General features: G+C 40.4%; 15 protein-coding genes. 5 read left to right on the top strand and 10 right to left on the bottom strand.

The genetic code is table 11. The features are described 5' to 3' along the window. Positions 1-195 precede the first annotated feature (195 nt). On the bottom strand, positions 196-2670 hold the full coding sequence (locus ABDV71_RS02795) for a M14 family metallopeptidase (protein ID WP_343530902.1): 2475 nt from the start codon (positions 2668-2670) through the stop codon (positions 196-198). Between the two features lie 93 nt (positions 2671-2763). On the opposite strand from ABDV71_RS02795, the gene murF reads away from it, so the two are divergent. Continuing rightward, positions 2764-4065, top strand: coding sequence for a UDP-N-acetylmuramoyl-tripeptide--D-alanyl-D-alanine ligase (murF, locus tag ABDV71_RS02790; RefSeq protein WP_343530901.1), 1302 nt, complete (start codon positions 2764-2766; stop codon positions 4063-4065). 214 nt (positions 4066-4279) lie between these two features. Here murF and ABDV71_RS02785 read toward each other — a convergent pair whose 3' ends face one another. From ABDV71_RS02785 to ABDV71_RS02760, 6 genes are all read right to left on the bottom strand, one after another. Then, complete coding sequence (locus ABDV71_RS02785) at positions 4280-5467, bottom strand: thioredoxin family protein (protein WP_343530900.1); 1188 nt, start codon at positions 5465-5467, stop codon at positions 4280-4282. Positions 5468-5575: 108 nt separating this feature from the next. Further along, positions 5576-6073 carry a gliding motility lipoprotein GldH gene (locus ABDV71_RS02780; RefSeq protein WP_343530899.1) on the bottom strand — a complete coding sequence of 166 codons (498 nt, stop codon included), beginning with the start codon at positions 6071-6073 and terminating at the stop codon, positions 5576-5578. A gap of 16 nt (positions 6074-6089) precedes the next feature. Next, positions 6090-7496, bottom strand: a complete 1407-nt coding sequence (gene ricT / locus ABDV71_RS02775) for a regulatory iron-sulfur-containing complex subunit RicT (protein ID WP_343530898.1) — start codon at positions 7494-7496, stop codon at positions 6090-6092. Position 7497: 1 nt separating this feature from the next. After that, entirely contained in the window at positions 7498-8646 is a 1149-nt protein-coding gene (locus ABDV71_RS02770; RefSeq protein ID WP_343530897.1) for a hypothetical protein, read from the bottom strand. A 1479-nt stretch (positions 8647-10125) separates the two neighbouring features. Further along, a complete protein-coding gene (locus ABDV71_RS02765; protein ID WP_343530896.1) occupies positions 10126-10668 on the bottom strand; it encodes a hypothetical protein in 543 nt (180 codons plus the stop codon). 110 nt (positions 10669-10778) lie between these two features. Beyond that, complete coding sequence (locus ABDV71_RS02760; RefSeq protein ID WP_343530895.1) at positions 10779-12341, bottom strand: rhomboid family intramembrane serine protease; 1563 nt, start codon at positions 12339-12341, stop codon at positions 10779-10781. Positions 12342-12696: 355 nt separating this feature from the next. On the opposite strand from ABDV71_RS02760, the gene ABDV71_RS02755 reads away from it, so the two are divergent. Next, positions 12697-12945 (top strand): hypothetical protein, encoded by a 249-nt coding sequence (locus tag ABDV71_RS02755; RefSeq protein WP_343530894.1) that lies wholly within the window; start codon positions 12697-12699, stop codon positions 12943-12945. Between the two features lie 104 nt (positions 12946-13049). Beyond that, positions 13050-15983: an N-acetylmuramoyl-L-alanine amidase gene (locus tag ABDV71_RS02750; protein ID WP_343530893.1), complete on the top strand. Its 2934-nt coding sequence runs from the start codon at positions 13050-13052 to the stop codon at positions 15981-15983. A gap of 306 nt (positions 15984-16289) precedes the next feature. Here the strand turns inward: ABDV71_RS02750 and ABDV71_RS02745 are convergent, their stop codons facing one another. Together ABDV71_RS02745 and ABDV71_RS02740 are read right to left on the bottom strand one after the other, a co-directional pair. Then, the gene (locus ABDV71_RS02745) at positions 16290-17045 is read right to left on the bottom strand and encodes a DUF1963 domain-containing protein (protein WP_343530892.1); all 756 of its coding nucleotides are present in this window, start codon (positions 17043-17045) and stop codon (positions 16290-16292) included. Between the two features lie 382 nt (positions 17046-17427). Further along, positions 17428-17931: a hypothetical protein gene (locus tag ABDV71_RS02740; protein WP_343530891.1), complete on the bottom strand. Its 504-nt coding sequence runs from the start codon at positions 17929-17931 to the stop codon at positions 17428-17430. Positions 17932-18360: 429 nt separating this feature from the next. On the opposite strand from ABDV71_RS02740, the gene ABDV71_RS02735 reads away from it, so the two are divergent. Together ABDV71_RS02735 and aspS are read left to right on the top strand one after the other, a co-directional pair. Further along, positions 18361-19062, top strand: a complete 702-nt coding sequence (locus ABDV71_RS02735) for a diphthine--ammonia ligase (protein ID WP_343530890.1) — start codon at positions 18361-18363, stop codon at positions 19060-19062. 92 nt (positions 19063-19154) lie between these two features. After that, a complete protein-coding gene (gene aspS / locus ABDV71_RS02730; protein ID WP_343530889.1) occupies positions 19155-20906 on the top strand; it encodes an aspartate--tRNA ligase in 1752 nt (583 codons plus the stop codon). Positions 20907-21077: 171 nt separating this feature from the next. Here the strand turns inward: aspS and ABDV71_RS02725 are convergent, their stop codons facing one another. Then, positions 21078-23543 carry a TonB-dependent siderophore receptor gene (locus ABDV71_RS02725; protein WP_343530888.1) on the bottom strand — a complete coding sequence of 822 codons (2466 nt, stop codon included), beginning with the start codon at positions 23541-23543 and terminating at the stop codon, positions 21078-21080. Between the last annotated feature and the right edge of the window lie 42 nt (positions 23544-23585).

The raw sequence follows: 23585 nt of genomic DNA, 5'->3' as shown, positions 1-23585 counted from the left end.
ATTTTATTTTAACATTTTTTAACAATTGAGCCACTATTATTTTACAGTAATATTGCAGCTTTTAGTAGAAAATGTCCGATTGCAAAACAATTAACCATTTTTCTATATAAAATTCTATTGCCCATGAAACATTCAAAAAAAAAAGACATCCTTTATTATTGATAAAGGATGTCTTCTTTAAATATCGCTAAAAGCTCAGATTCCCAAAAACACACTGTTAAAAAATAATTGCTTACCTGATTCCCAGAAAGATCTAAATAAGATCGGCGCCGCAATATACACGACCGTGCCTTTTCCTATGCCTTCTGAGGCAAGCAGCATGCCTGACGAAAGTTTATCTTTTACTTTTGTGCCCACCACACCTGCCATGTAGCTGTCAGGCTTTAACAGGCCAATGTTAAAGCCATTTTCCAAAGGTTGATAAACGTTGGCATCCGTTTTTAAGGTATAGTAATTTTTATTTGCTCCAAACGATAAGGGATGCGTAGTATCCAAGTACAGGTTATAAATGGCTCCGGGAATGCTATTGCTAAAATCGTCGTGGCCCCTGTTACCGTAAGCTACGGCATTTCCTTTGGCATCATTGGGCTTCTCCTCTTTCCTTTTGATCTGGTATGGTCTTTTGCCTACAAATGCGCCAATAGCGTCTTCCATTAAAATCAGTTTACCCCCAGCGCTTACCCAAGGCGCCAATTGCTCGGCAAGCTTATCGCTATAATAACCATCGGCAACAATAAGTGTATTTACCTTTTGAATATCAAGATTTGCGGCAACAGACACATTCAATATGGAGATAGGCACATTCAATTGCTGCTCAAACAGGTGCCAAATTTCACCCAACGATTGCGATGACACCTCCGGCCCTGCCAATACCGCCACTTTTGGTGTGCCGAGCAGACGGTACACCGATGAACCGAAGTCTTTTCCCTTCTCTACAAAGCCGGAACTCAACACCTTCACATTGGCATTCATTTGCGTCAATGTTTTTTCTACGATTGTTTGAACATTGGGCATCTTCTTTTCGTTCTCCGCCCTGTATACCAATAAAGTGCCAGCTTTATATATCACTCCCCCAATGGTAAAGCTCTGTTCAGCCATGCGCACCTTAACGCCTTGCTCTTGTAACGCCATCAACACTTTTACATCTTCTACGCCATCCCACGACAGGACCCAGGCATAAGGCTTAGCCACACTGCTTACCGACTTCTTCTGTTCTTCTATAAAGGAGAAAGATCCCGATAAGCTTTCCTTAACTGCATAGGCCTTTAAACCATAAGCGTAAGGCAAGGCCCAAGCGGTAATATCATAAGTATTGGAATCGCTTACTGCTGTCTGTGGCTCAAAAAGGATATTGGCCAATACGCCATGCTTTTGCGCAACATTCACGACCATATCGTTTCGCTCTACTTTAAACGTTTCCTGCTTTTGTGTTTCGTAGCTATAGCCGTTTAAGGTTCTATCGGCCCCAAAAGCAAAAGCAATTTTATTTTTGGTAAGCAAATCTGCAAGTTTGCGCATTCTTGAAATGTTTTGGCTCTTTACTACATAGGTTTTATATGGCAAAGTAGGCACTAAGCTCTGTTCAAAAAACTTCCTGAACTCCACCAATAGTTTTTCGGCATGGGCCGAAGCTGTTTCCACTGTAGACATGGAGGTAGTAAAGTGGTGTGAGATCCTATCCTTTAAGGTCAGCGTGTCCCCATCAGCAGTAACAATGGCCAAACCAGCCCTAATCCCGCCCTGTTCATAGGTCATGCCAATAGCACCGTTATATAAAGGGTAGGTATCCCCATAAGATGGATACAGCAAATCAAATCTTTCCTTGGTGAAGTATTGCCATCCATTTTCATCAAAGTATTTCGCGTTGTTTTTACCCACAATTACCTGAAACTGGCGTTGCCAAGGGGTTACCGCCTGATGTATAGGTTCCGCCGCAGGTGCAAAATAATATGGCTCGTTGTATCCCTGCTCATGAAAATCTACATGAATCTGTGGCAACCATTGGTGGTATTGCTTTAACCTTTGTTCGCTTTCGATCTGGCTTTGCCAAGCCCAATCTCTGTTCAGGTCAAAATAATAATGGTTAGGCCTGCCGCCCGGCCAAGGCTCATAGTGTTCACGAGCGCTTGGTTCAGGATTGGGCTCTGTACCCACCACACTATTAAAATAACTTACGTACCGCTCGCGTCCATCAGGGTTTAAACAAGGATCAATAATGACCACGGTGTTCTTTAACCAGGTTTTTATTTTTTCATCTTTAGCCGTGGCCAAAGTGTATAATACTTTCATTGCCGTTTCGGTAGAGTTAGCCTCGTTACCATGAACGTTATAGCTCAACCACACAATTACGGGCTGTTTATCTAAGGCAATGCGTTTATCCCCATTGGAAATCGCTGCGTTATTCGCCTTGATCTGATCTAACCTTGCCATATTACTAGGGTCAGAAACTACAGCCATAAGCAACTCCCTTCCTTCGTAAGTTTTTCCATACGACTGCAGTTTTACATTGCCAGTTTTGGAGGCAACATCTTTAAAATAATCAACTACCTTTTGATGGTTGGTAAAATGTGTTCCCAGTTCATAGCCCAAAAAGGCATCGGGGGTCTGTAGCTGGGCAAACAGCGGCGCACAAATAAAGCTAAGCCAGAAAATTAGGATGGTTCTTCTCATGTTGTTGGAATCTTATAATCAATAATACTAAAAGAATATTTGATTTCACTTAAGCATTCGTAATTTTACAGAGCATTATTCAGATTTGGCACCATGACAAGTATCGAGCAACTTTATCAGCATTATTTAAAATACCCGGTAATTTGTACCGATACCCGAATGATTACCAAAGGGTGTTTGTTTTTTGCGTTAAAGGGCGAAAAATTTGATGCCAACGAGTTTGCCGAAAAAGCCGTGGAAGCGGGTGCTGCCTTTGCCATTATAGACAACCCTACTTTTGCCAAAAGCGAACAGTTTCTATTGGTAAACGATGTGCTGGAAGCTTTGCAGGAACTTGCCAAGCACCATCGCCAGCAATTAAACATCCCTATTGTTGGGCTTACGGGCAGCAACGGCAAAACCACTACCAAAGAACTAATCAGGGCGGTATTGGCTGAACACTTTAAGGTATTTGCTACTAAAGGAAACTTGAACAACCATATTGGTGTGCCGCTTTCTATTTTGAGCATTGGCAACGATATAGAAATTGCCGTAATCGAAATGGGCGCCAATCACCAGAAAGAAATCGAACTGCTATGCAGCATTGCCCAACCTACTCATGGCCTAATCAGCAACGTGGGCATGGCACATTTGGAAGGCTTTGGAGGTTTTGAAGGGGTAAAAAAGGGCAAGGCCGAGCTATACGCCTATTTAAGTGCCCACAATGGTGATGTGTTTGTGAATGCTGCAAACCTCGACCTGATGGAAATGGTGGCCAAAGCCGCAGCCAGAAACATCATTCATTATAATATCATAGAACCTAATGCCGTTCATGGTGTGTTAAAACATAGCGATCCGTTGATTGAATTTGAATGGACGTTTGAAGGTAATACCCATACCGCAAAAGCCAACCTTACGGGCACCTATAATTTCGAAAATATTTTAGCGGCTATCAGCATTGGCTGCTTCTTTAAGTTGAGCCCACAGGAAATCAACAAGGGTTTGGCCGATTACTTTCCGACCAACAACCGTTCGCAGCTTACCAAAACAAGTCGTAACACGGTAATCTGCGATTTTTATAATGCCAACCCTAGCAGTATGGCAGCGGCTATTTCCAACTTGAATAGTCTTAGTGCAATTCAAAAGATAGCCATTTTGGGCGATATGTTCGAATTGGGACCAGAATCGACCCAGCAGCACCAACAAATCATCGCATTGGCACTTCAAAACAACATCGATACCTTATTATTTGTGGGACACCACTTTTTTGAGGTAAAAGGCAATTATGAAGCTTACTTTTTCGAAACACCCGCACAAGCCGCCGACTTCATTAAAACCCAAGACTGGAACGATTCACTTATCCTATTAAAAGGAAGCCGCGGAATGGCCTTGGAGCAACTATTACCTTTGCTTTAGATGGTTAAAATGATTAACACCTTAGACATCTTAGTTCATCTAAGTTTGGCATTATCCCCTAAAATGTTCTTAGATGTCCTAGGTGGTTCAAAAAATAATTAAAACTCCTTAGACGCTTTAGCCCATCTGAATTTGGCAATACGCAATTAAATATCTTAAATGCCTTAGATGGTTCAAATAAAATAAATTAGATGAATGAGTGGTTTAAAAAATACTAATTCCCTATGTTCTGCAAAGCCTGTCTAAGATCCTTTTTCACGTCCTCAGGTGTATTGGCACTTGCCAACATGGTATTGGCCGTTTCCTTAAATTTATCCGTTTGCTTGGTTTTGATATAGATAATCGCTTTTACAAAGTCCTTCAGGTACGCTTGAGCAGCATCTTTGGCGGGGATTTTAATCGCGTTAAACTTTTCTAAATATTTATCCAATTTTCCTTCTTCGTGTAGGATTGGTCCAAAACCCATCATTGCATTACAAACCTGTTGATAGCCAACCTTATCAGGATGGTCGATAATTTCGTTGAATGCACTCAATGCTGGTTCCATTTCCTTATTCTCTAAGAAATATTGAGTTTTAAAGTAGTTGAACACAAAAAATGATTGTTCGGGAATGTACTTGTCCAAAATACCCTTCACCGCTTCAAAATCAACCTCATCAGTTACCTGAACTTCTTCCGACAAGGCGAACTGAATGGCCAAGCTCACCAAACGCTCGTTAAAATCATCTTCGGTATATTTACCCGCCCTTAACACCTTGCTCTTATTATCGGCAAAGTATTTCAGGTCTTTTTCCTTAGGTAGCGTGAAGGCATATTTCATCAACAACTCCACCAAATCGGCATCGCCCAAAATATCAGGCTTTGCAGCCAAAAAGTCCTTACTGATGTAACCAAAGTCTTCGTCCTGTAGCTCAACCGCTTGTTCGGCAAACTTTAGGAACTGTGCATTGCTCAACTTCTGTGCTTCTTTCTTTAAGGTATAATATTGTGTTTGTGGATTTTTAGCTGTTTTTCCTAGAGCTAAAAAATCATCGGCGGCCAAAAAGCCCACTCCTTTGTGGAGCATTACTCCTTCAGGACTGATAAAAACCAAATTAGGATAAGCAGATACGTAGTAACGATCGGCAAGCATTGCGCCTTCGCCCTTTTCCATATCGTATTTTACATTAATGAAGTTCGCGTTGTAATAATCGGCCACGGCCTGATTCGTATAGGTTTCGGCATCCATTTGTTTACAAGGACCACACCAGGTAGCATAGGCATCCAAAAAAATCATTTTATTGTCTTTCTTTGCCTGTTCAAGCACCGTAGCCCAAGTTGGGTTTTCCAAAAACTTAATTTCGGCGGCATTTGCCGAAAATACCATTAACAGCAGACAAGCTACCAGCAATCTCTTCATCATATCAATACAATTTAGTTTCTTCCCCAAGGGATATTACGCCCAATTCAAGGTTCCTTATAGATAATCAATAACCAAAATAGTTATTATAGTGTGTGGGCACAAATTAATTTAATCTTTTATGACCTCAATACCAACATCACTTACACCACGCAGAGGATTATCCCTCATGTTTTGTTCAATCTCAATACTGTATTTGCCTGTATCAGGAAAACGGTGGTTTCTTAACAAAGGAAAGGTGTAGGAATATAAATCACCAGAACCTTTGCCTAACCATTGCCCATCCTCCTTAGCAAGCTTAAATTGGTAGCGCAATCTTTTACGTCCCTTAGCGTCCCTAAAGGTAGCCAGTACATACATATTGGCATACCTATATTCACTATTAATGCGCAGTTTAAAGTTTAACTGATAGGGTTTGGTCGCATCGGTAATCTTAAAATCGACCTTTGCGGTGTTGGCATATAACCATTGGTTATCCTCAACCCCTTGATTGGTATCAATTACCGTATTAAAATTACATCCAAAAATAAAGGCAATGCAAATTAAACAAAAAGCTAAGGTGTTTACACGCAGTGCTATGCTAAAGCTAATGTTCCTGATTGATTTCATTCATGCTCCTTAAGTCTTAACCATTATTTTGGTTATCAGACTGGTTTTTGTTCCTGTTTTTATTGCGGTTTTTGTTGCGGTTACGGTTATTGCGCTTTTGCTCAGTGCCCTGTCCCTCCGCTTGAGCCTTTGGTGCTTGGTCATTTCCTTTGGCCTCTACCGGCTTTTGTGGTCGCTGGCTATGCTGAGGTCTATCTTGAGGTTTCTGGCCCTGTTTCTGTTGGTTTTGAGGCTTCTGACCGCCGTTATTGCCCGAGTTTTGTGCCGACTGGCTTTTATTCTTATCGTTGCGGTTACGGTTATTGCGATTATTGCGACGATTTTTTTCGTCCAAACGGGTCAAGCTATCCTGACCAACCACGTTTTCATAATCATGTACCTTTTCAACCGGTGCAGAAGTTTTAAGCTCAATGGCTTCGTCCTTAAGGTTGCTCGGTTTTTCGCCACGTTTGTTCATGGCCATAATTTCCTTTACACGGTCAACTTTTAATGGAATCCAGTCCTCCTGGTTGGCATAGCTAAACCACATCAATTTTTTAAAGATGTCGGTTTTCTGGTGTCTTGCCACTCCTACTTCAGTCTGTAGCGAATCAATGCGATCAGGAATATCCCTCAAAGCATCCAGATAAGTATCCAGCTCGTAGTTCAAGCAGCATTTCAGTTTACCGCACTGTCCAGCAAGTTTTAAGGTGTTTAGAGAAAGATTTTGGTAACGGGCCGCAGCCGTAGAAACCGTTTTAAAGTTGGTTAGCCAGGTAGAGCAGCACAGTTCACGCCCACAAGAACCAATTCCGCCCAAACGGCCAGCCTCTTGGCGCATACCAATCTGACGCATCTCGATACGGATACGGAAAGCTTCGGCCATTTTCTTAATCAGTTCCCTAAAGTCAACCCTGCCCTCGGCAGTATAAAAGAAAGTTGCTTTGGTTCTATCGCCCTGATAATCTACGTCGCTGATCTTCATCGATAATTTCAAGTCCAAAGCCAATGTGCGGGCACGGTGCATAGTTTCCCATTCCAAGCCTTTGGCAATTTTCCATTTCTCTACATCAGCTTCGGTGGCTTTGCGATATATCTTACGCGTTACCTGATTAGCCTGAACCTTTCTGCGCTTCAATTGAATGCGCACCAACTCGCCGGTTAGCGACACATGACCTACGTCATACCCGCCAGTTGGGCCTTCTACAGCTACCAGTTCTCCTATTTCCAGATAAATATCATCGCTGTTGACAAAAAACTCTTTTCTAGAGCCTTTAAATTTAACTTCGATGATTTGAAAAGGTTTATAATTAGATGGCATATCCAAGTTGGACAGCCAGTCGTGTACTTCCATTTTTTGGCAACCTCCAGTAAGGCAAGAGCCATTACTTTTGCAGCCAGCGGGGGCACAACCGCCTCCGGTAGAGCAACTTCCACATCCCATATTACGTATATATATATTGAGTCCCTTTCGGGAGCGTTTTAAACTTAATAATTTTTACCAGTTGTAAAGATACATCTAAAAACAGAATTTTTGGATTCGCATTACGTTCGATATGGTAATGAGCCTTTTCCAACTCGTTAATGAGCGCCTCTACCATGGCCATGTTCAACACGTGCGCCGATAATTTTTTGGCCACTTCAAAGTGCTGTGGCGGCAATTTCACCAAAGCATCAGCTCCGCTTAGCAACAGTCCGCACTCTCTTAAAAAGTTGATGCCGTACTTTAAAAAATTCTTTTGGTTTTCCCTTCCCCAACTTGCCGCAGTTTCGGTAAACGCCATCATATCGGGCACACGATTACCATAGCCCATTCTTAGCCACTCCGAAAAGTAGCCTGCATTGTTATTGGCCTCGTCGTTAAGCAGGGCGTTGGCCTCGATCAAGTTGCCATCAGCCAAAAAGCTATATTCTTCCGCCTGATTTTCCGAAAGATTGGCCTTATCCATCAGGTATTGTTTCACCGTTGCATCATCCAACTTCGGTATTTTTACAATTTGCGTACGCGATAGAATGGTCGACAAAATCTGTTCTTGGTTTTGCGCAACCAAAATAAACAGGGTGTTGGCAGGTGGTTCTTCAATAATTTTCAATAGTGCATTCCCCTCCCGGTCCAAAAACTCGGGCAACCACATGATCAATACTTTGGTTTCGGCCTCAAAGGCCTTATAGCTTAATTTTTTGATGATATCGTGGCACTCGGCAATATTGATATTCGCCTGTTTGTTATCTGCACTTAGCTTGGAGCGCCAAATATCCAGGTCGAAATAGTTATTTTCCAACACCATGCTTCGCCACTCTTCCAATACATCGGTAGCTATTTTCACATCTTTTGAAGCAAAGAAGGGATAAGAGAAATGCAGATCGGGATGGATCAGCCTTTCGTATTTACGGCATGAGGCACAGGTGCCGCAGCTATCATCCGCAGTTTTTTCGGTGCAGTTGATGTATTGGGCATAGGCAATAGCCAAAGGCAATGCGCCACTTCCCGTAGGCGAAAGAAACAATTGGGCATGACTTACCCTGTTCTCGGCTACGGTTTGTAAAAGGTGTTGCTTTACGTCGTCTTGTCCAATAATCTCTTTAAACTGCATTGGTGCAAAATAAGAAATTTTTAATTAGCGAATGAGATGATGTGATAATTAGCTGAGGAGATGATTAAATGGAGACGCTAAGAGTATGCGAGCGACAATGCTGTATATTCGATATGATAGGCCATTCTTCATGCTTAGCAACACGACAGTTCTATGCAACAGCCCCTCATATCGCGTCATTGCGAGGCCTAGGTAAGAGTCCCGATACTTCGGGAAAGCAATCTCCTAGTCTTAAGCTAATCCTTGGCTATGCTCCTACAGTTATAAACTTTTCTTCGCCTCATCGGCGGCGGGCCTTTTTCTTTTGGCTTGAACCAAAAGAAACAAAAGTTCAAGGCTGCTTTGCCTAGCTCGCTACAGCGCAATAAAACTTTTATAGCGCTGGCTGAAACGTGTGAGTGGAACTTCTAATTCGGACAGAATTGCAACACTTCTGCACCCAGCTTGCAAGTACAACACCTAAGGAAATGCTCACGTTTTATCGGCTTACACGTCGCTATGCCAAGAGGCCGTCATTGCGAGGCACGAAGCGATCTCCTATTTAACTACTCTCCTCCCTGTCATCCAGAGCGCAGCGAAGGATCTATTAAACCAAACAGGCTTCCTTTATAAACCTCTCCTCACAAAACCTTTCCCACTAACTCCACTTCTTTCTTCGGGAAACTACCTTCCAACAACAGGAATCGTTCTTGGCATAAGCCATCCGCCAGTTCTAAGAAGCTTTGCACCAATTCCAAAAAGCGATAAATCGATTTCCCTCCGAAAGAGAAATCATCTTGCCGTATCCTTCGGTAGCTGTTCATCATTAGGTCTAGCAATTTCTGGCTTTCTAGCGTGCCGATAAAATGTTGCAGCGGCGCTTGCGAGAAACAGCCGCAGGTGTACAACAGTCATTTGATATTACGATGATCTATTTTGTAACCCATAAACACCCAAATTAAGTCTACACAGGTTTGTTCTATGGCTTGGTGCAATAAGTGACAAATACGCTCGTGCCCTACATTCAAGGGCATGTTCGGCAGCTTCCGAAAAACCTTGGATTTGGCTGTAATCTACATTCGAAAGTTGCATTTGAATAAAACATATTAAATTAAATGTGCGCTCTTCTTTTACGCGTTATCTGCAATTATGTATTATTTAGCCAGAACAACTAAGCTGGAAGAGTACGACAATCGCGTGGATTATACTAACAGACCTAGTAGATCTAGACAGTACGTTTGGTGTATATTTAGTCTTATCGTCGCGATATGCTTTACTGTAGAATGGATGAGCACCTAACTATACTAGTATGTTGTTGCTGGCGGTAGGTATTATTGTATATTTTATGTTGTTGAGAAAGTTTTTGACGAGTAAAATGGAAGTAGTTAAAGATTGATAAGTTTGGTGATAGCACTAATTAAAAGCAAATAAATTTTCGGAGCCAATATTAGATTTAAGTGACGGCAAGCAAACACTTAAACTAATCCCGATTTATTACTTTCAGCTTTCAAGTTCTTTTTTTATCAATCCCCTTGCGTTTTTTCTATCAGCCTTACGTTTTTCAGATTTTAGCTTTGCCATATATTCCTTTTTATCGCTGTCAAAGTGTATTTCACTTTCCATAAGCCAAGAACCTTGCCTTATCATTATTCCATTCCAGACACAAGTTTCATATCCGCAGTTATGTTTCGAGTAATCACCAAAATTTCTATGTTTAATTCTTTTGTCTTCTAAAATCCGTTGCTGATTTTTTCTTATGTTGTCCCAAAGATTTTGCTCGTCGCCGTTTGTTAACTCCTGCCCTAAATGCTCCACTTCAACAAAAGTTTTTGGATCTTTGAGTTGAAGAAATTCAAATGTTTTTAGGAATGTTTTATGTGCATAATCTCTAACGGCAATTTTATCGTCGAGCGTGAGTTTTTCATTTTCTAATATGGAACGGTAAAGTCCGAGCGTATTAAAATCCTTATACTTTTTATGATTATCAATGTAAAAAAAGTATTCCTTTACAGTAAGCTTATTAAATTTTTGTCCTATTTCCATTTTTGCTTTAGTTGTGCTATCATTTTAAGCTTGCCTTACTAGTTTATCTTCAACGATCAACAGACAAAGTTTTAGGTGCCAATTTTGATTTATTGACCGCAAGCGGACACTTAAACCAGCGACGGTTTTTGGGCCTCAACTTTTCGTTTTAAGGTTGGAGACAAAATTATTCCAATTAAAAAACCACTTAAAAGCCCACCAATGTGCGCCGCGTTGTCAATTCCTCCTGTCAATCCCATCAGCAAATTAAAGCAAATAAAAACGGAGGTGCTTATTAAAAATGGTTTAGCAACATTAGGTGCGTAAACTTTTGTTAAAAGCATTGCCAAAAAAAGTCCATAAAGTCCAAATATTGCACCAGAAGCACCAACGCTTACCGTTGCATCATACCAACAAATACTGGCCACACTTGCTAAAATTCCTGTTGCTAAATAGATCAAGGCATATCTCACCTTCCCTAAAAGTGGTTCAAGGAAAATCCCTACAAACAAAAGTCCGTACATGTTGGCTAATAAGTGCATTAGTCCACCGTGTAAAAATGTACTCGTCAATAAGCGCCACCATTGCCCATGTGTGGTTAAGGGTTTAAAATTAGCTCCCCAGTTCAACAGATCATCTCCTTTGAAAGAGATAAAGCCCAAACCCATTACTGCCATTAATAGAAAAACTGCGACATTAATGTAAATAAGTATAGGTGTAATAAAGTATCCTTCTTTAGGTATTAAGAAATCAAAAAACTCTTTAACTTCTTTTTGTGCTACCTTATCGGGTTTACCTGCCTTTATTCTGTTAAGTTGTTTTTGATCAGTCTTAGGAATGAGTGACATTAAAAGCCAAACCATTGACCCAATAAGACTCGAGATAAAAACCCATTGTAGTTTTTTTCCGTTTCTTGCGCTGAAGGGCTCATTAATCCCTACTAAAATTGTTTCATTTGCTTTGTAGTTTGGCTCTTTTCTGATTGCCTCCACATATCCTTCTTTGGCGTCAGAGCTGCCAATTCTGTCTAGATATACAAACTCAGAAACATCTTTATGATTAAAATCCACTTGACTTGCCTCTGCAAACGCTTTAAATTTTAATTCTTTTTCAGGCCCTTCAAGTCGGTTACTAATTGATTTGTGGTATGCAACGCCCAACCAAGCCAATGGTGCTTTAGTTAAAGTATCATTTTCGTTTTCAAAAATTGGCATTGCAATGTAGATGTGCATATTAAAGCTATCACTGTTTCTGCCACTTACGTCAAATTCGGAATGGGTTGCAATAGCTTTCTTGTTAATATAATGCTTCTTTAAAGAATAGTATTTTGTTGGAGCCGAATTGCCGATTTCATTAATAGAATTTAGTGCAGTAAGTTTTCCTGTAGCCGTTACAACGTACTCTTGTGCAATTATCAATGGAATTGTTAGCGCAATCCAAGCTATAAAACTGTAAAAGTCTCTCCAATTTCCACGTTTTGTATCGAGGTTTAAGGCTTTAAAATTGGGTCGTAAGAAAAACAAAATGGCCAAAGCGGTGAGTACGGCTGGAATAGCAAAATTTGTAATTATATCTTTTATTGAGAAGAGATCAAGTTTAATAAAAACTAGCCAATGCACTAAGGTATACCCTACTATTAGCCCAATAAGTGTAAAAATGAAAGGTTTAAAAACAATGTTCAGTTTTTCTATCATCGTTAATTTATAGTTGTTTTTATTGTCGCAAACTCATCTCTACACGTCATATTATAGCACGTGTGTATACCTTAAATATGGCAGGCTTTATGAAACTTTACGTGAAATGCTATAATTCAACGGAGAGGATCAAGCTCAAGATATTTAGATGATGCAATTATAAATTAAGGCTTTGAAATTTGCAAATGAGTTGGTTGGTGAGGTGTTTGGTAAGAAACCTCTCCCTAGCCCTCTCCTTTTTAAGGAGAGGGAAACAGTACGCATTAAGATCCTGAAATAAATTTATTGCATGGCTTTCCGCTTCGCTAGAGGTCAGGATGACGGTATGGAGCAGACAGCGTTTGCATATTAGCACATGCTAGTTTCCGTAAATAGATTAGAAGGACCTTATTTAATTAGACTTGATGGTATTGGAAACCCCACAGGCAAGCGCAGCGCAGCCGAGGAGTTGAAACGTACAGCAGGGCTACCGTTAAATTGGAAAACAGGTATTGCTCTTCAAATATTGCCAATTATCGCCTGGAGCGCAAAAATACAACTTCTAAAGTTTTTGCGGGTTTTTACATTATTTGAAACACAAACCCGCATTAACTTGCATTTTTAATTTATTATTCTTAGAATTATACTATCAAACAGTTATTTACGAAGTGAAGCATGCTCTTTTTTGCATTCTTTTTCAACTAAACCTTTTCACCAAATAAACTCAATATGAAGCGACAATTACCTTTTATTTTAAAAACTATTGTTTTGGTTTTTGCTGTGTCGTATAGCGCCATTGCACAAGTCAAAAAAAGAACCAACGAAGACTTGATTAAATTGGTAGATAAAAATTTAAGCTCGCCAATAAAAAAACAGGTCTATGGAAACGGCGATGTGTTTTTGCAAAGAAACATGAACGACTTTCTTTCGAATACTGACCGCGACCGTAAAGCCGCGATAGAAAAACAAAATCAATCGGCTAAAACCCAAGGAGTAGTTATTGAATATGAACATGGTGACGATGGCCATGAAAACCTAGCCGAGGTGTTAAATCGTCCGCATCCTTCTGTGGCCACAACAGAAAAATATCTTGATGACGCAGCAGCTGAATTTCGGGTGCCTGCAATTATATTGAAAGCTGCCGCTCAGGTACAAAGCAATTGGGCACAAACAGGGGCCTCTTTTTATGGCTCTTATGGCATGATGGGTTTGATAGAATCGGGTAATATTAAACAAATTACACTTGCTGCAAGTTTGACGAATTTAAAGGTTGACGATATAAAAAATGAAGCCAAAGCAAATATTAGAGCCGCAGCTGCGCTATTAGCCTATTATCAAAAAGGCAAACCTGCATCAGCTAATTTAGCGGATTGGTTTGAGGCAACTAGAAATTTGACGGGTTTAAGCGACGAAGAAATGAAGACTTCGTTAGCCACCAGTTTTTACAATGTGATCAAAAACGGAAGTAAAACGGTATCTCTCTGGAGAGAAATCATTCAAATTGACGCTCAACCCATTACTATTCCTGAATATAAAACTGCACCTGTAAAAAAAAATAACAATGGCAACAATGTTGCTAATACAAATACTGATTATCCAACTGCAGTAGACAGAATTTCTACTTGTAATTATGCTACAGGGCGAAACGGCTATAACATCGATTACTATTTTGTGCATTACATTGCAACTGGAACCTACGCTGGTGCCATATCTTGGTTTAGAGATTGTACGCGTACTAGTCAACTATCAAGCGCAAATTATGTGATTAGAAATTCTGATGGAGAAATATCGCAGGTAGTGAGAGAGAGCGACAGAGCTTATGCACAAGGCGTTACGCAATATAATGGTGGAGGCATAAGTACAGAACATGAAGTTTTAACGACCAACTTGGCCATGTGGGACAGCGAACCCATGCTAGTTGCCGCGGCAAACCTAGCGATAAATGTTTGTAATAGAAATAATATTCCAAGAGTAAGAAGAGCAGTTAATGGGGACCGCGGCATTTATGGCCATAGTGATGTTAGAGCTACCGATTGCCCTAATTTGACTGCTGCACGTTGGACAAATTTATTGAACAGAATTGCCGGCGGTATTGTCATTCCGTCGGTTTCTTTACCAACGCTATATTACATTACAGGTACAGGAGGTAATAATGTAGTGAATGCGGCATGGAAAGCCAACACCGAGCCTACATTGAAAGGGTATCGTTTATATTATGCCTTAGATGATGATTTTAGTGGTTGGGCCTTAGCTGCTGACGAATCTACCTTAACGGCCACCACAACAAGTGTGAGTTTAAGCCCAAGTCAATTTTTAGTGGTGCCTACAACAAATGCAGTTCATTTTAAATTGACTGCGGTGGTGACCAATGGCGTTAATCCGGATGTGGAAAGTGCGCCAAGTGATGTTTATAGCAGAAGTGTAAATGTGACCACAGGGCCAAAGGTGCTTATTGTTGATGCATTTGATCGAGTTAACGATTATAAATCAAAATCGCATAATTTTTCTGCCATTTACTTTAATACGCTAAGAGATAACGCCACCCTGCGAATTAATTCTGCTGCCGACGAGATGATAGACGCAGGAACCATTTTATTAAGCGACTACGATATGGTGTTATGGTTTAACGGTGACGAATCTGGCGCTGACAAAATTTTTAACGGAACAAATAAAGCAAAAGTCAAATCTTTCTTAGATAATGGTGGAAAACTTCTCATTACAGGGTCAGAAATTGCATTCAACTTAAACCGGTCTGCTGCTACTGAGTACGATATACCCTTTTTGAATAACTATTTAAAGGCAACTTTCGTTAATGATGGCGATATAACTATAGCCAATCCCAATCCCGTGACAGGCACGACAGGAACTCTATTCGCGGGCCTAACACTCAATCTTGGAGAGAATTATACAGCAAGATATCCTGATCATATCAGTCCTTATGGCACCGCAACAGCAATCTTAAATTACAATATCGCAGGAAGTTTTGGCGGAATTGCCTATAAAGGTACATTTGGATCGGGAACAACGCCTGGTGGAATTATTTATCTGGGATTCCCATTAGAAACTGCTTCTCAACCACAAATTACCGCTTTTATGGCAAAAGCATTGACCTATTTTGAGGTAACTTTGCCAGTTACACTAGTTGACTATAATGCTACCCTGCAAAACACAGGAGTGGTTAAATTACAGTGGAAAACCGCTTCTGAAACGGATAACAAACAATTTATCATCTCCCGATCAGGAGACAGCCAGCAATTTGATGAGATTGCTAAAGTGGCGAGTTTTGGAAATACAACAACTGGGAATAATTATGTTTTTTACGATAGAAAACCAGTGAATGGGATTAATTATTATCGATTAGAACAACAAGACATTAACGGTAAACTAACGGATTTAGGCGTACGGGTGGTTAATGTGTCTTTAACTGATAACAAAGTAGAAATTTATCCAAACCCAACACAGGATGTTATTAATGTGGCGTTTGCGGCAGGCCTTTATCATCAGATACAACTTATAGATAGCAACGGTAAAATAGTAAAACAAATCTCATTAGATGGCTCTACAACGCAAACAGCGATCAGTTTAAACAATCTAGCTTCGGGCATCTACTTACTAAAGTTTAACGGTAATATACCCCTAGTAAAAAAGATTATAAAAAACTAGCGTTAATGATTTTTAAAAATACCGTAGGGGTTACCCTACGGTATTTTTTTTGACAAATTGGAGTTAAGCGTATTCTCTTAATGAATCTTCTTCTCCACTTTAGCTTCAAGCATGTCATTCATATGATTTCGGTCAGTAAGATTTGTTGACTGTTTATATTCTTTAAACATGCAGTTGAGTAGCAATTACAGGTAACGTTTGGGGCTTGGTGTAGTGACCGCAATCGAAGCACAAATCTCCAATTTTGCACGTCAGCCCCGCCTGACGCAAAACCCTTGTTAGCCGTAGTATTTCTTTCGGCTTATTTTAGCAACAATCCCAATTGAACCACGCTTGGCTAAAATCTTTTTCTTTTAAACTTTTGGGATTAATAAATAAATTTCCAACTCCAGAATCGCCAAACATAATTTGCTCGTCAGTGTCAATTTGTAAAAGTAGAATTTCGTCTTTTTGGTTATTGCCATAATCTCTTGGGTCAGACTGTGTGAAAAAAGCATATCCACCTATTTTATGGCCAGTCCCATCAAGAATATTGTCCATTTCAATTTTTTGTTCGTCAGTTAGTTTTTCTTGATAGTCATAATAGCTGTCCCCGTTAAAGTCCATATCAAATCTAAAATCTTCATATCCTCCGTATTCAATAACTTTTTCGAAAGCCAATTTATGTTCACAATAAACAGGGCTTTCTTCATACAATTTCTCAGCTAAAAACGAGAAATCTGTTTGGTACTCGTTTTCAATAATTGGATGAAAAAGGATTTTATAATCGTCCATATCATACCATTCCGTTGATGAAATAAAAAACTGTAAAATACCTTCGGTTGGGTAATTTTCAAGATATGGTATTTCTGCAAAGTTAATTTGTGCCAAAAGTATCATCGGATTACCCAATTTGTCCTTTGGATAATCAATACTAATTGGCAAATATGGTTTTCCTAAAAATTTACTTTGTGTAAAAGTTAGATTTTCTTCTTTACTGATTGGTGTTGCTTTTATTTTTATACTTTCAAGTCTGAACTTTTCAAGTTTGTCTTTAAATTCCTCTAAAAATTTTGGCATCATTTTGTTTTGTCGTTTAGTCTTTTAATATTACGGCGAACTAACATATAAGCGCCACTTAGTAACGCATACACACCTAAATATGATTGGCTTTGGGAAGCTTTAATGTAAAATTCAATTTTCGTATCGAGCCTGAGATATTTAGATAAGGCAAGATAAATGAAGGCTTTGAAATTTGCAAATAGGTTAGTTTTTTGGGTTAAATGCACGTCGCTTAAAGATTCCAGACTAAATCTGGGATGACGATAATAGGAAAGGATATCGTAAGCTCCAATTTCTGGCTTAAATGTTCCTTAAGATCATGCATTATAGCTATTTAGACAAGCCAACATAAATGAAGGCGTTGAGATTTGCAAGGCTTTTAAGCACAAGGATAAAGCTAGTTTTATGATTGATTAGCTTTTTCATCTCTTATGCTAACAATTACAGAGATGGTGTCTCTCCAATGTTCAGCTTGAGCAGATAAACTTTTAGCCAGTCTGAGATTATCTGCGTTTTTTTCATAAAACACAAATCTGTGGCTGGGAAAGGAAGTATCCTTGACCAAGATCTTTAATTCTGCTTTTATCAAACCAAATTCTGATCCGTTTGATACCCGGCCAGTCCCAATATTTAATTCACAACTCAATATGTCGCTAAAATTAATGACATAAGTTTTAAGGACCGTTAACCCAGTCTGTATTAGTACCAATTTCTTACTGCGCTCGTCAATTCCAATTAAGCCGTGGAAGGTTTTAGCTTGCTTGTTCAATATAATCCCCTGAAATGGAAGCGACGCCAATTCGGCTTTAAGAAATGCCTTTTTCTTGCGAAATCCCATAGTAGCGAGGAATATAAAACCGACAGAAACGGCTCCAACAATGATTAAAATAATGATGATCAATTGCATAAGATTAATTAAAAGAAAGGCACTACGTAAGTTCATTTGTGAAGAGCTTCTTCACAATCGGTTTTTCATCGAAACTAGTGTATCTCTTAGAGATTTGCAAATAGATTGGTTTGTTGGGTATTTGGTTTTTTAGTTGGTTGGCCTTGTTGGTTGTAAAATTATAGCGCATTAAGATCCTAGACTAAATCTGGAATAACGGCATGGTGCAGCTAGCGAGTTGTACAGTAGAGCCCGCTAGTTTCCGTAAATAGGTGATGTGGACCTGATTTAACTAGACCTGATTGCAACGAAAACCCCGCAGGCAAGCGCAGCATAGCCGAGGAGTTGTAGTGCAAAGCAGGACTAACGTTAATTGAAAAACTGGAATTGCTCTTCTAAATATACAATTTTAAATACTAATAGCTAAAACTAAATACCGAATTTTGAGTAATGGACACGATAAAGAGTGTATTTAATTGGAGCGGCGGGAAAGACAGTTGTTTGGCGCTGCATCATATTTTACAAAATCGACGTTTCGAAATAAAGTGCCTGCTCACGACCGTAAACGACGCTTTTAACAGGGTGAGCATGCACGGCGTACGCGAAAGTTTGTTGGTGCAGCAGGCCGAAAGCTTGGGAATTCCTTTGCATCAGGTTCGGTTGCCGGAACTGCCCGATATGGACACTTATGAGCTGGAGATGAACAAGCATTTAATGCAGCTCAAAGCAGAGGGGATTACACACGCCATATTTGGCGATTTGTTTTTAGCCGACTTGAAAGCTTATAGGGAAAGTAAACTTGCCGAAATTGGCTTGAAAGCTGAATTTCCGCTCTGGGAAAGGGATACGAGGGAGGTGTTAAAAGAGTTTCTTTCCTTGGGTTACCGAACTATGGTGGTTTGCACCCAGCAAGGTCTCGAAGATTTTTGCGGACGTGTGATAGATGAAAGCTTTATAGATGACTTGCCTGCGGGTATAGATCCATGTGGCGAAAATGGGGAGTTTCATACTTTCGTTTTTGATGGACCATTGTTTAAAAAGCCCATCAATTTTAGTTTAGGAGAGAAAGTATTCAAGCCCTACCCATCGCCCGAAGGGGAAGATACGAAGGGATATTGGTACGTAGACTTAGTGGAAACAGCGGCAGAGTGAGTAAATTTTAGGGGAATGCGGGTTAAATCTAAATTCGTAAATCTAAAATCGTAAATCAATTCGTACTTTTGCCGCTTAAACATCGAATAAATATGTTAAGAACAACTACTTGCGGTGCTTTGAGCCTCGAAAATTTGGGCGAAAATGTAACCTTGTGCGGCTGGATGCAGAACTCTAGGGATTTGGGCGGAATGACGTTTATCGACATCCGCGATCGTTATGGTATTACCCAATTGGTATTTAACATGAACGATAATGCCGATTTGTGCCAGCAAGCCCGTGAACTTGGTCGCGAATACGTGATTAAAGTTACCGGTGCAGTGGTTGAGCGTACCAATAAAAATAAGGAAATCCCAACTGGAGATATCGAAATCAAGGTGACTTCTTTGGAGATTTTGAATGCGGCTAAATTGCCTCCGTTCTTAATTGCTGATGAAACCGACGGTGGCGATGATCTTCGCATGAAATATCGCTATTTGGATCTACGTCGTAATCCGGTACGCAACAACATGGTATTACGTCATAAAATGGCGCAATCGGTACGTAGGTATTTAGATGGATTGGATTTTATCGAGGTGGAAACGCCTGTGTTAATCAAATCAACGCCAGAAGGTGCCCGCGATTTTGTGGTGCCTAGTCGTATGAATGCTGGCGAGTTTTATGCTTTGCCGCAATCGCCGCAAACGTTTAAGCAATTGTTAATGGTTTCTGGTTTCGATAGGTATTTCCAAATTGTGAAATGCTTTAGAGACGAGGATTTACGTGCAGATAGACAACCTGAGTTTACACAAATTGACTGCGAGATGTCGTTTGTAGAGCAAGAGGATATTTTGAATGTTTTTGAGGGATTGATCAGAACTTTGTTCAAAGAAATTAAAGGGATTGACTTGCCTGAAGTACCTCGTATGCAATACAGCGACGCCATGCGTTTATATGGTTCCGATAAGCCAGATACGCGTTTCGAGATGTTGTTTGTAGAGTTAAATGATATTGTAAAAGGTAAGGATTTTGCGGTTTTTGACAATGCAGAATTGGTAGTGGGCATTAACGCTAAAGGTTGTGCGCATTACACCCGCAAGCAGTTAGATGAACTGACCGACTTTGTTAAAAAACCTCAGATTGGTGCTACTGGTTTAATTTATCTACGCCACAACGAAGACGGTTCTTTAAAATCATCGGTAGATAAGTTCTATAACGAAGAGGAACTGAAAAAATGGTCGGCAGCGCTACAAACCAAGCCTGGCGATTTAGTGTTGGTATTAGCTGGCGCCGTGAAAGAAAAGGTTCAGAAACAAATGAACGAGCTGCGTTTAGAAATGGGTTCACGCTTAGGTTTACGCGATAAAAATAAGTTCTCGGCACTTTGGGTGTTAGATTTCCCGCTGTTAGAATGGGATGAAGAATCTGAGCGTTACCATGCCATGCACCATCCGTTTACTTCGCCAAAACCAGAGGATATTCCTTTGTTAGACACCAAACCAGGAGAAGTAAGGGCTAATGCTTACGATATGGTATTGAACGGTACCGAAATTGGTGGTGGTTCTATCCGTATCCACGATAAAGAAACGCAGGCTTTAATGTTCAAACATTTAGGTTTTAGCGATGAAGAAGCGCAAAAACAATTTGGTTTCTTATTAGATGCTTTTGAGTATGGCGCACCGCCACATGGTGGTTTGGCTTTCGGTTTCGACCGTTTATGTTCTCTTTTTGCTGGCTTAGACAGCATTAGAGACGTAATTGCTTTCCCTAAAAACAACTCGGGCAGAGATGTAATGATTGATAGCCCAAGCACTATTGATGATAAACAGTTGAAAGAGCTGAAGATTAGTACTGTTGGCAGTTAACCGTTTTCAGTTGGCGACTGCCATTCCATAAAGTATATCAAGAGCCCCAGTGTTAAACATTGGGGCTTTTTTATGCACTCTGCCTCGCAATGACGCCCCCGTTTATAACAAAAATGGAGCCCAGTTAAGAGAGTTAACTGGGCTCCATTTCTTAATGTTTTAAAACAACCACTAGAATTTATACGACACTGTTGTTAAAAACTGGCGTGGTGGAATTGGGTTTACACTATAATTTTCGTGAACGAAATAGCTTAGCTCATTAGTAATGTTGGATACTTTTCCTAAAAGGGAAATTCTTCTCCACGAATAACCTGCTGATAAATCAATCGTAGTAAACGCTTTAAGTGGGATTAAACGCAAGGTAGTAGCGGCCTTATTGTCGTTCCACCCACCATTACGGTCGCCAGTATAAAATGCTGAAGCACCTAGTTTAAGGCCTTTTATTTTTCCAGACTGCACGGTGTAAAACAAGGTAGCATTGGCTGTGTGCTTTGTAGTTCCCACTAGCCTAACATCTTCGATCATACCTGCTAAAACAATTGTTGTGGTAGCGTTTGGATTGGCTGCCGTTGGTGCAGGAACCGTATGGCTGGTAATAGGGGCTGTTTTAGTGTATCGCATAAAGTTATAGCTATATCCGGCAAGAAAGTTTAATCCCGGCAAAATTGCACCTGATAAATCTACTTCAAGGCCATCACTGGTGGTTTGTCCGTTTAGCTGTTTGATATTGGTATTGCTATTGGGAACTCCATTAACATCCAATTCAGCAGTTTGTGCAATATTGTTATTGATGATTTTGTAGTAGGTTACGTTTGCCGATAGTTTACCGCCCAGAAAATCATTCTTGATCCCTGCCTCGAACTGATCTACTGTAGATGGAGGCAATGCTTGGAAATAGATATCGGTACCGGTATTGGCAATGAAGTTATTGGCATAGCTTACATAGGCCGAAGTTTGTTTAAACGGCTGATAGATCAATCCAAATTTCGGAGAAAAGGCATCGTCAAACTTGGTAGCTCCTAACGTAGGTTTACCCGTTGCCAATGCAATGGCATTGGTTCTTGCATTTTTTTGATCGGTATAACGAATTCCCGCCAATACCTTAAACTTGCTGGTTAGTTCAAACAAGTTCTGTATAAATGCACCGTATCTGTAAACTGGGGTAAGTGTTCTGGATATGGCAACTGCTTCGGGCATATAGCCATTACCCAAATAAGTAGAAGGATCGAACACGTTCATGTTGCCATAATTAAAGGTACTAACCAATTGTCCAGCTTGGTTTCTGAAATTAAAAGCGTTACTGGTCACTCTTGATTGGTCGGCATCAACCCCAACCAAAAGGGTATTTTTAATTCCCAAGAACTGGAAATGACCTGTTAGGTTAACCTGCTGGTTGTAGGTGTATTCTTGTGTTTTTGCTCGGGTAAGGTTTCTGGCGGCAATACCCGCGGTATTGGCCTGGATACGTTCGGCCCCGTAATAGTTTCTGTCGTATGACTGATAAGCAGCAACGGCGTTAATTTTCCAATCGTCGTTAAAATGATGGTTGGCATTTAATTGCAGAGTAGTGGTGTTGGTTTTGTTATAAGCCCAAGGGGTATTTAAGAACTTCTCTCGGCCAAAGTCTACGATTTGGCTGTTTACCGACCCCACACCAAAATCTGGCGTGTAGTTACTGCTTAAATAATCGGCCTGAAACAGCACATCGGTTTTTTCACTTGCGCGATATAAGATAGAAGGGTTGATATAAAATCTTTTCGATTCCACATGGTCCCTAAAGCTGCCCGCTTTTTCGCCAGTACCGATGATCCTGAAAGCGAATTTATCGTCAATAGGTCCGTAAACATCAACCGTTGGCTTGTATTGGCCATAACTACCCGTACGGAAAGCGACCTCGCCGCCGTGCTCAAATTTAGGTTTCTTAGTAATCATATTCACCACGGCACCACCTGTTACGCCACCATACAACAGCGCAGCGCTACCTTTTAGCACTTCAACAGATTCCAAGGTACTTGCCTCTGGGCTACCTCCAATGCTAGTGCGTGCACCATTCTTGAAAATATTATTGGAACCCAAACTATAGCCTCTGGCATAAAAGTTTTCGCCCACACCTCCACGATTAGCACCCAAGGCCACACCGTTCACATTCTTCATCACGTCGCCAAGCCTGTCTGCTTGTTGATCTTGAATAACTTGGGTGCTAATAATTTGCACCGACTGTGGTAAATCTCTAGGCGGAATAGCTACTTTGCCCAAGGTGGCTGGCTTTTCGTTAGATGAACGGTAGGCCTTTACTGTTATCTCGTTAAGCTGTGAGGATGACTCTGAAATGGTAATGGTGTTCATCTCATTCCCTCCTTCTTTTACCTGCACGTCCATGGAAACAGGCTTAATACCTATGCCAGAGATACGCAGTTGGTAGACTCCTGGCATTAGATTTCTGAAGATAAAACGTCCGCTCTCATCTGTTTGGATGGATACAGTCTTTACGCTTACGGTAACATTGTCGGCCGCAGTGCCGTCGTTAGTTTTAACGATGCCCGAAAGGCTCGACTTTGCTTTTTGTGCATAGGTTACTCCACAGCACAGGGTTAAAAGCAAGCATATACATGAAATAGATAGAATTCTAATATTCATTCCTTTATTTTTATTTAGATTAATTATTGATTGCGCAAAGGT

The organism is Pedobacter sp. (genome assembly GCF_039594775.1).
Lineage (GTDB): Bacteria > Bacteroidota > Bacteroidia > Sphingobacteriales > Sphingobacteriaceae > Pedobacter.
The sequence above is the reverse complement of the archived record's forward strand: the minus strand, read 5'-3'. Positions and strand labels throughout refer to the sequence as shown.

Excerpts from the sequence above, each read along its gene's own strand:
- ABDV71_RS02770 (WP_343530897.1), bottom strand. The coding sequence starts at position 8,646 with ATGCAGTTTAAAGAGATTATTGGACAAGACGACGTAAAGCAACACCTT.
- ABDV71_RS02750 (WP_343530893.1), top strand. The coding sequence starts at position 13,050 with ATGAAGCGACAATTACCTTTTATTTTAAAAACTATTGTTTTGGTTTTT.
- ABDV71_RS02745 (WP_343530892.1), bottom strand. The coding sequence starts at position 17,045 with ATGATGCCAAAATTTTTAGAGGAATTTAAAGACAAACTTGAAAAGTTC.
- ABDV71_RS02780 (WP_343530899.1), bottom strand. The coding sequence starts at position 6,073 with ATGAAATCAATCAGGAACATTAGCTTTAGCATAGCACTGCGTGTAAAC.
- ABDV71_RS02760 (WP_343530895.1), bottom strand. The coding sequence starts at position 12,341 with ATGATAGAAAAACTGAACATTGTTTTTAAACCTTTCATTTTTACACTT.
- ABDV71_RS02740 (WP_343530891.1), bottom strand. The coding sequence starts at position 17,931 with ATGCAATTGATCATCATTATTTTAATCATTGTTGGAGCCGTTTCTGTC.
- ABDV71_RS02795 (WP_343530902.1), bottom strand. The coding sequence starts at position 2,670 with ATGAGAAGAACCATCCTAATTTTCTGGCTTAGCTTTATTTGTGCGCCG.
- ricT (WP_343530898.1), bottom strand. The coding sequence starts at position 7,496 with ATGGGATGTGGAAGTTGCTCTACCGGAGGCGGTTGTGCCCCCGCTGGC.
- ABDV71_RS02735 (WP_343530890.1), top strand. The coding sequence starts at position 18,361 with ATGGACACGATAAAGAGTGTATTTAATTGGAGCGGCGGGAAAGACAGT.
- murF (WP_343530901.1), top strand. The coding sequence starts at position 2,764 with ATGACAAGTATCGAGCAACTTTATCAGCATTATTTAAAATACCCGGTA.
- ABDV71_RS02785 (WP_343530900.1), bottom strand. The coding sequence starts at position 5,467 with ATGATGAAGAGATTGCTGGTAGCTTGTCTGCTGTTAATGGTATTTTCG.
- ABDV71_RS02755 (WP_343530894.1), top strand. The coding sequence starts at position 12,697 with ATGCTAGTTTCCGTAAATAGATTAGAAGGACCTTATTTAATTAGACTT.
- aspS (WP_343530889.1), top strand. The coding sequence starts at position 19,155 with ATGTTAAGAACAACTACTTGCGGTGCTTTGAGCCTCGAAAATTTGGGC.
- ABDV71_RS02725 (WP_343530888.1), bottom strand. The coding sequence starts at position 23,543 with ATGAATATTAGAATTCTATCTATTTCATGTATATGCTTGCTTTTAACC.
- ABDV71_RS02765 (WP_343530896.1), bottom strand. The coding sequence starts at position 10,668 with ATGGAAATAGGACAAAAATTTAATAAGCTTACTGTAAAGGAATACTTT.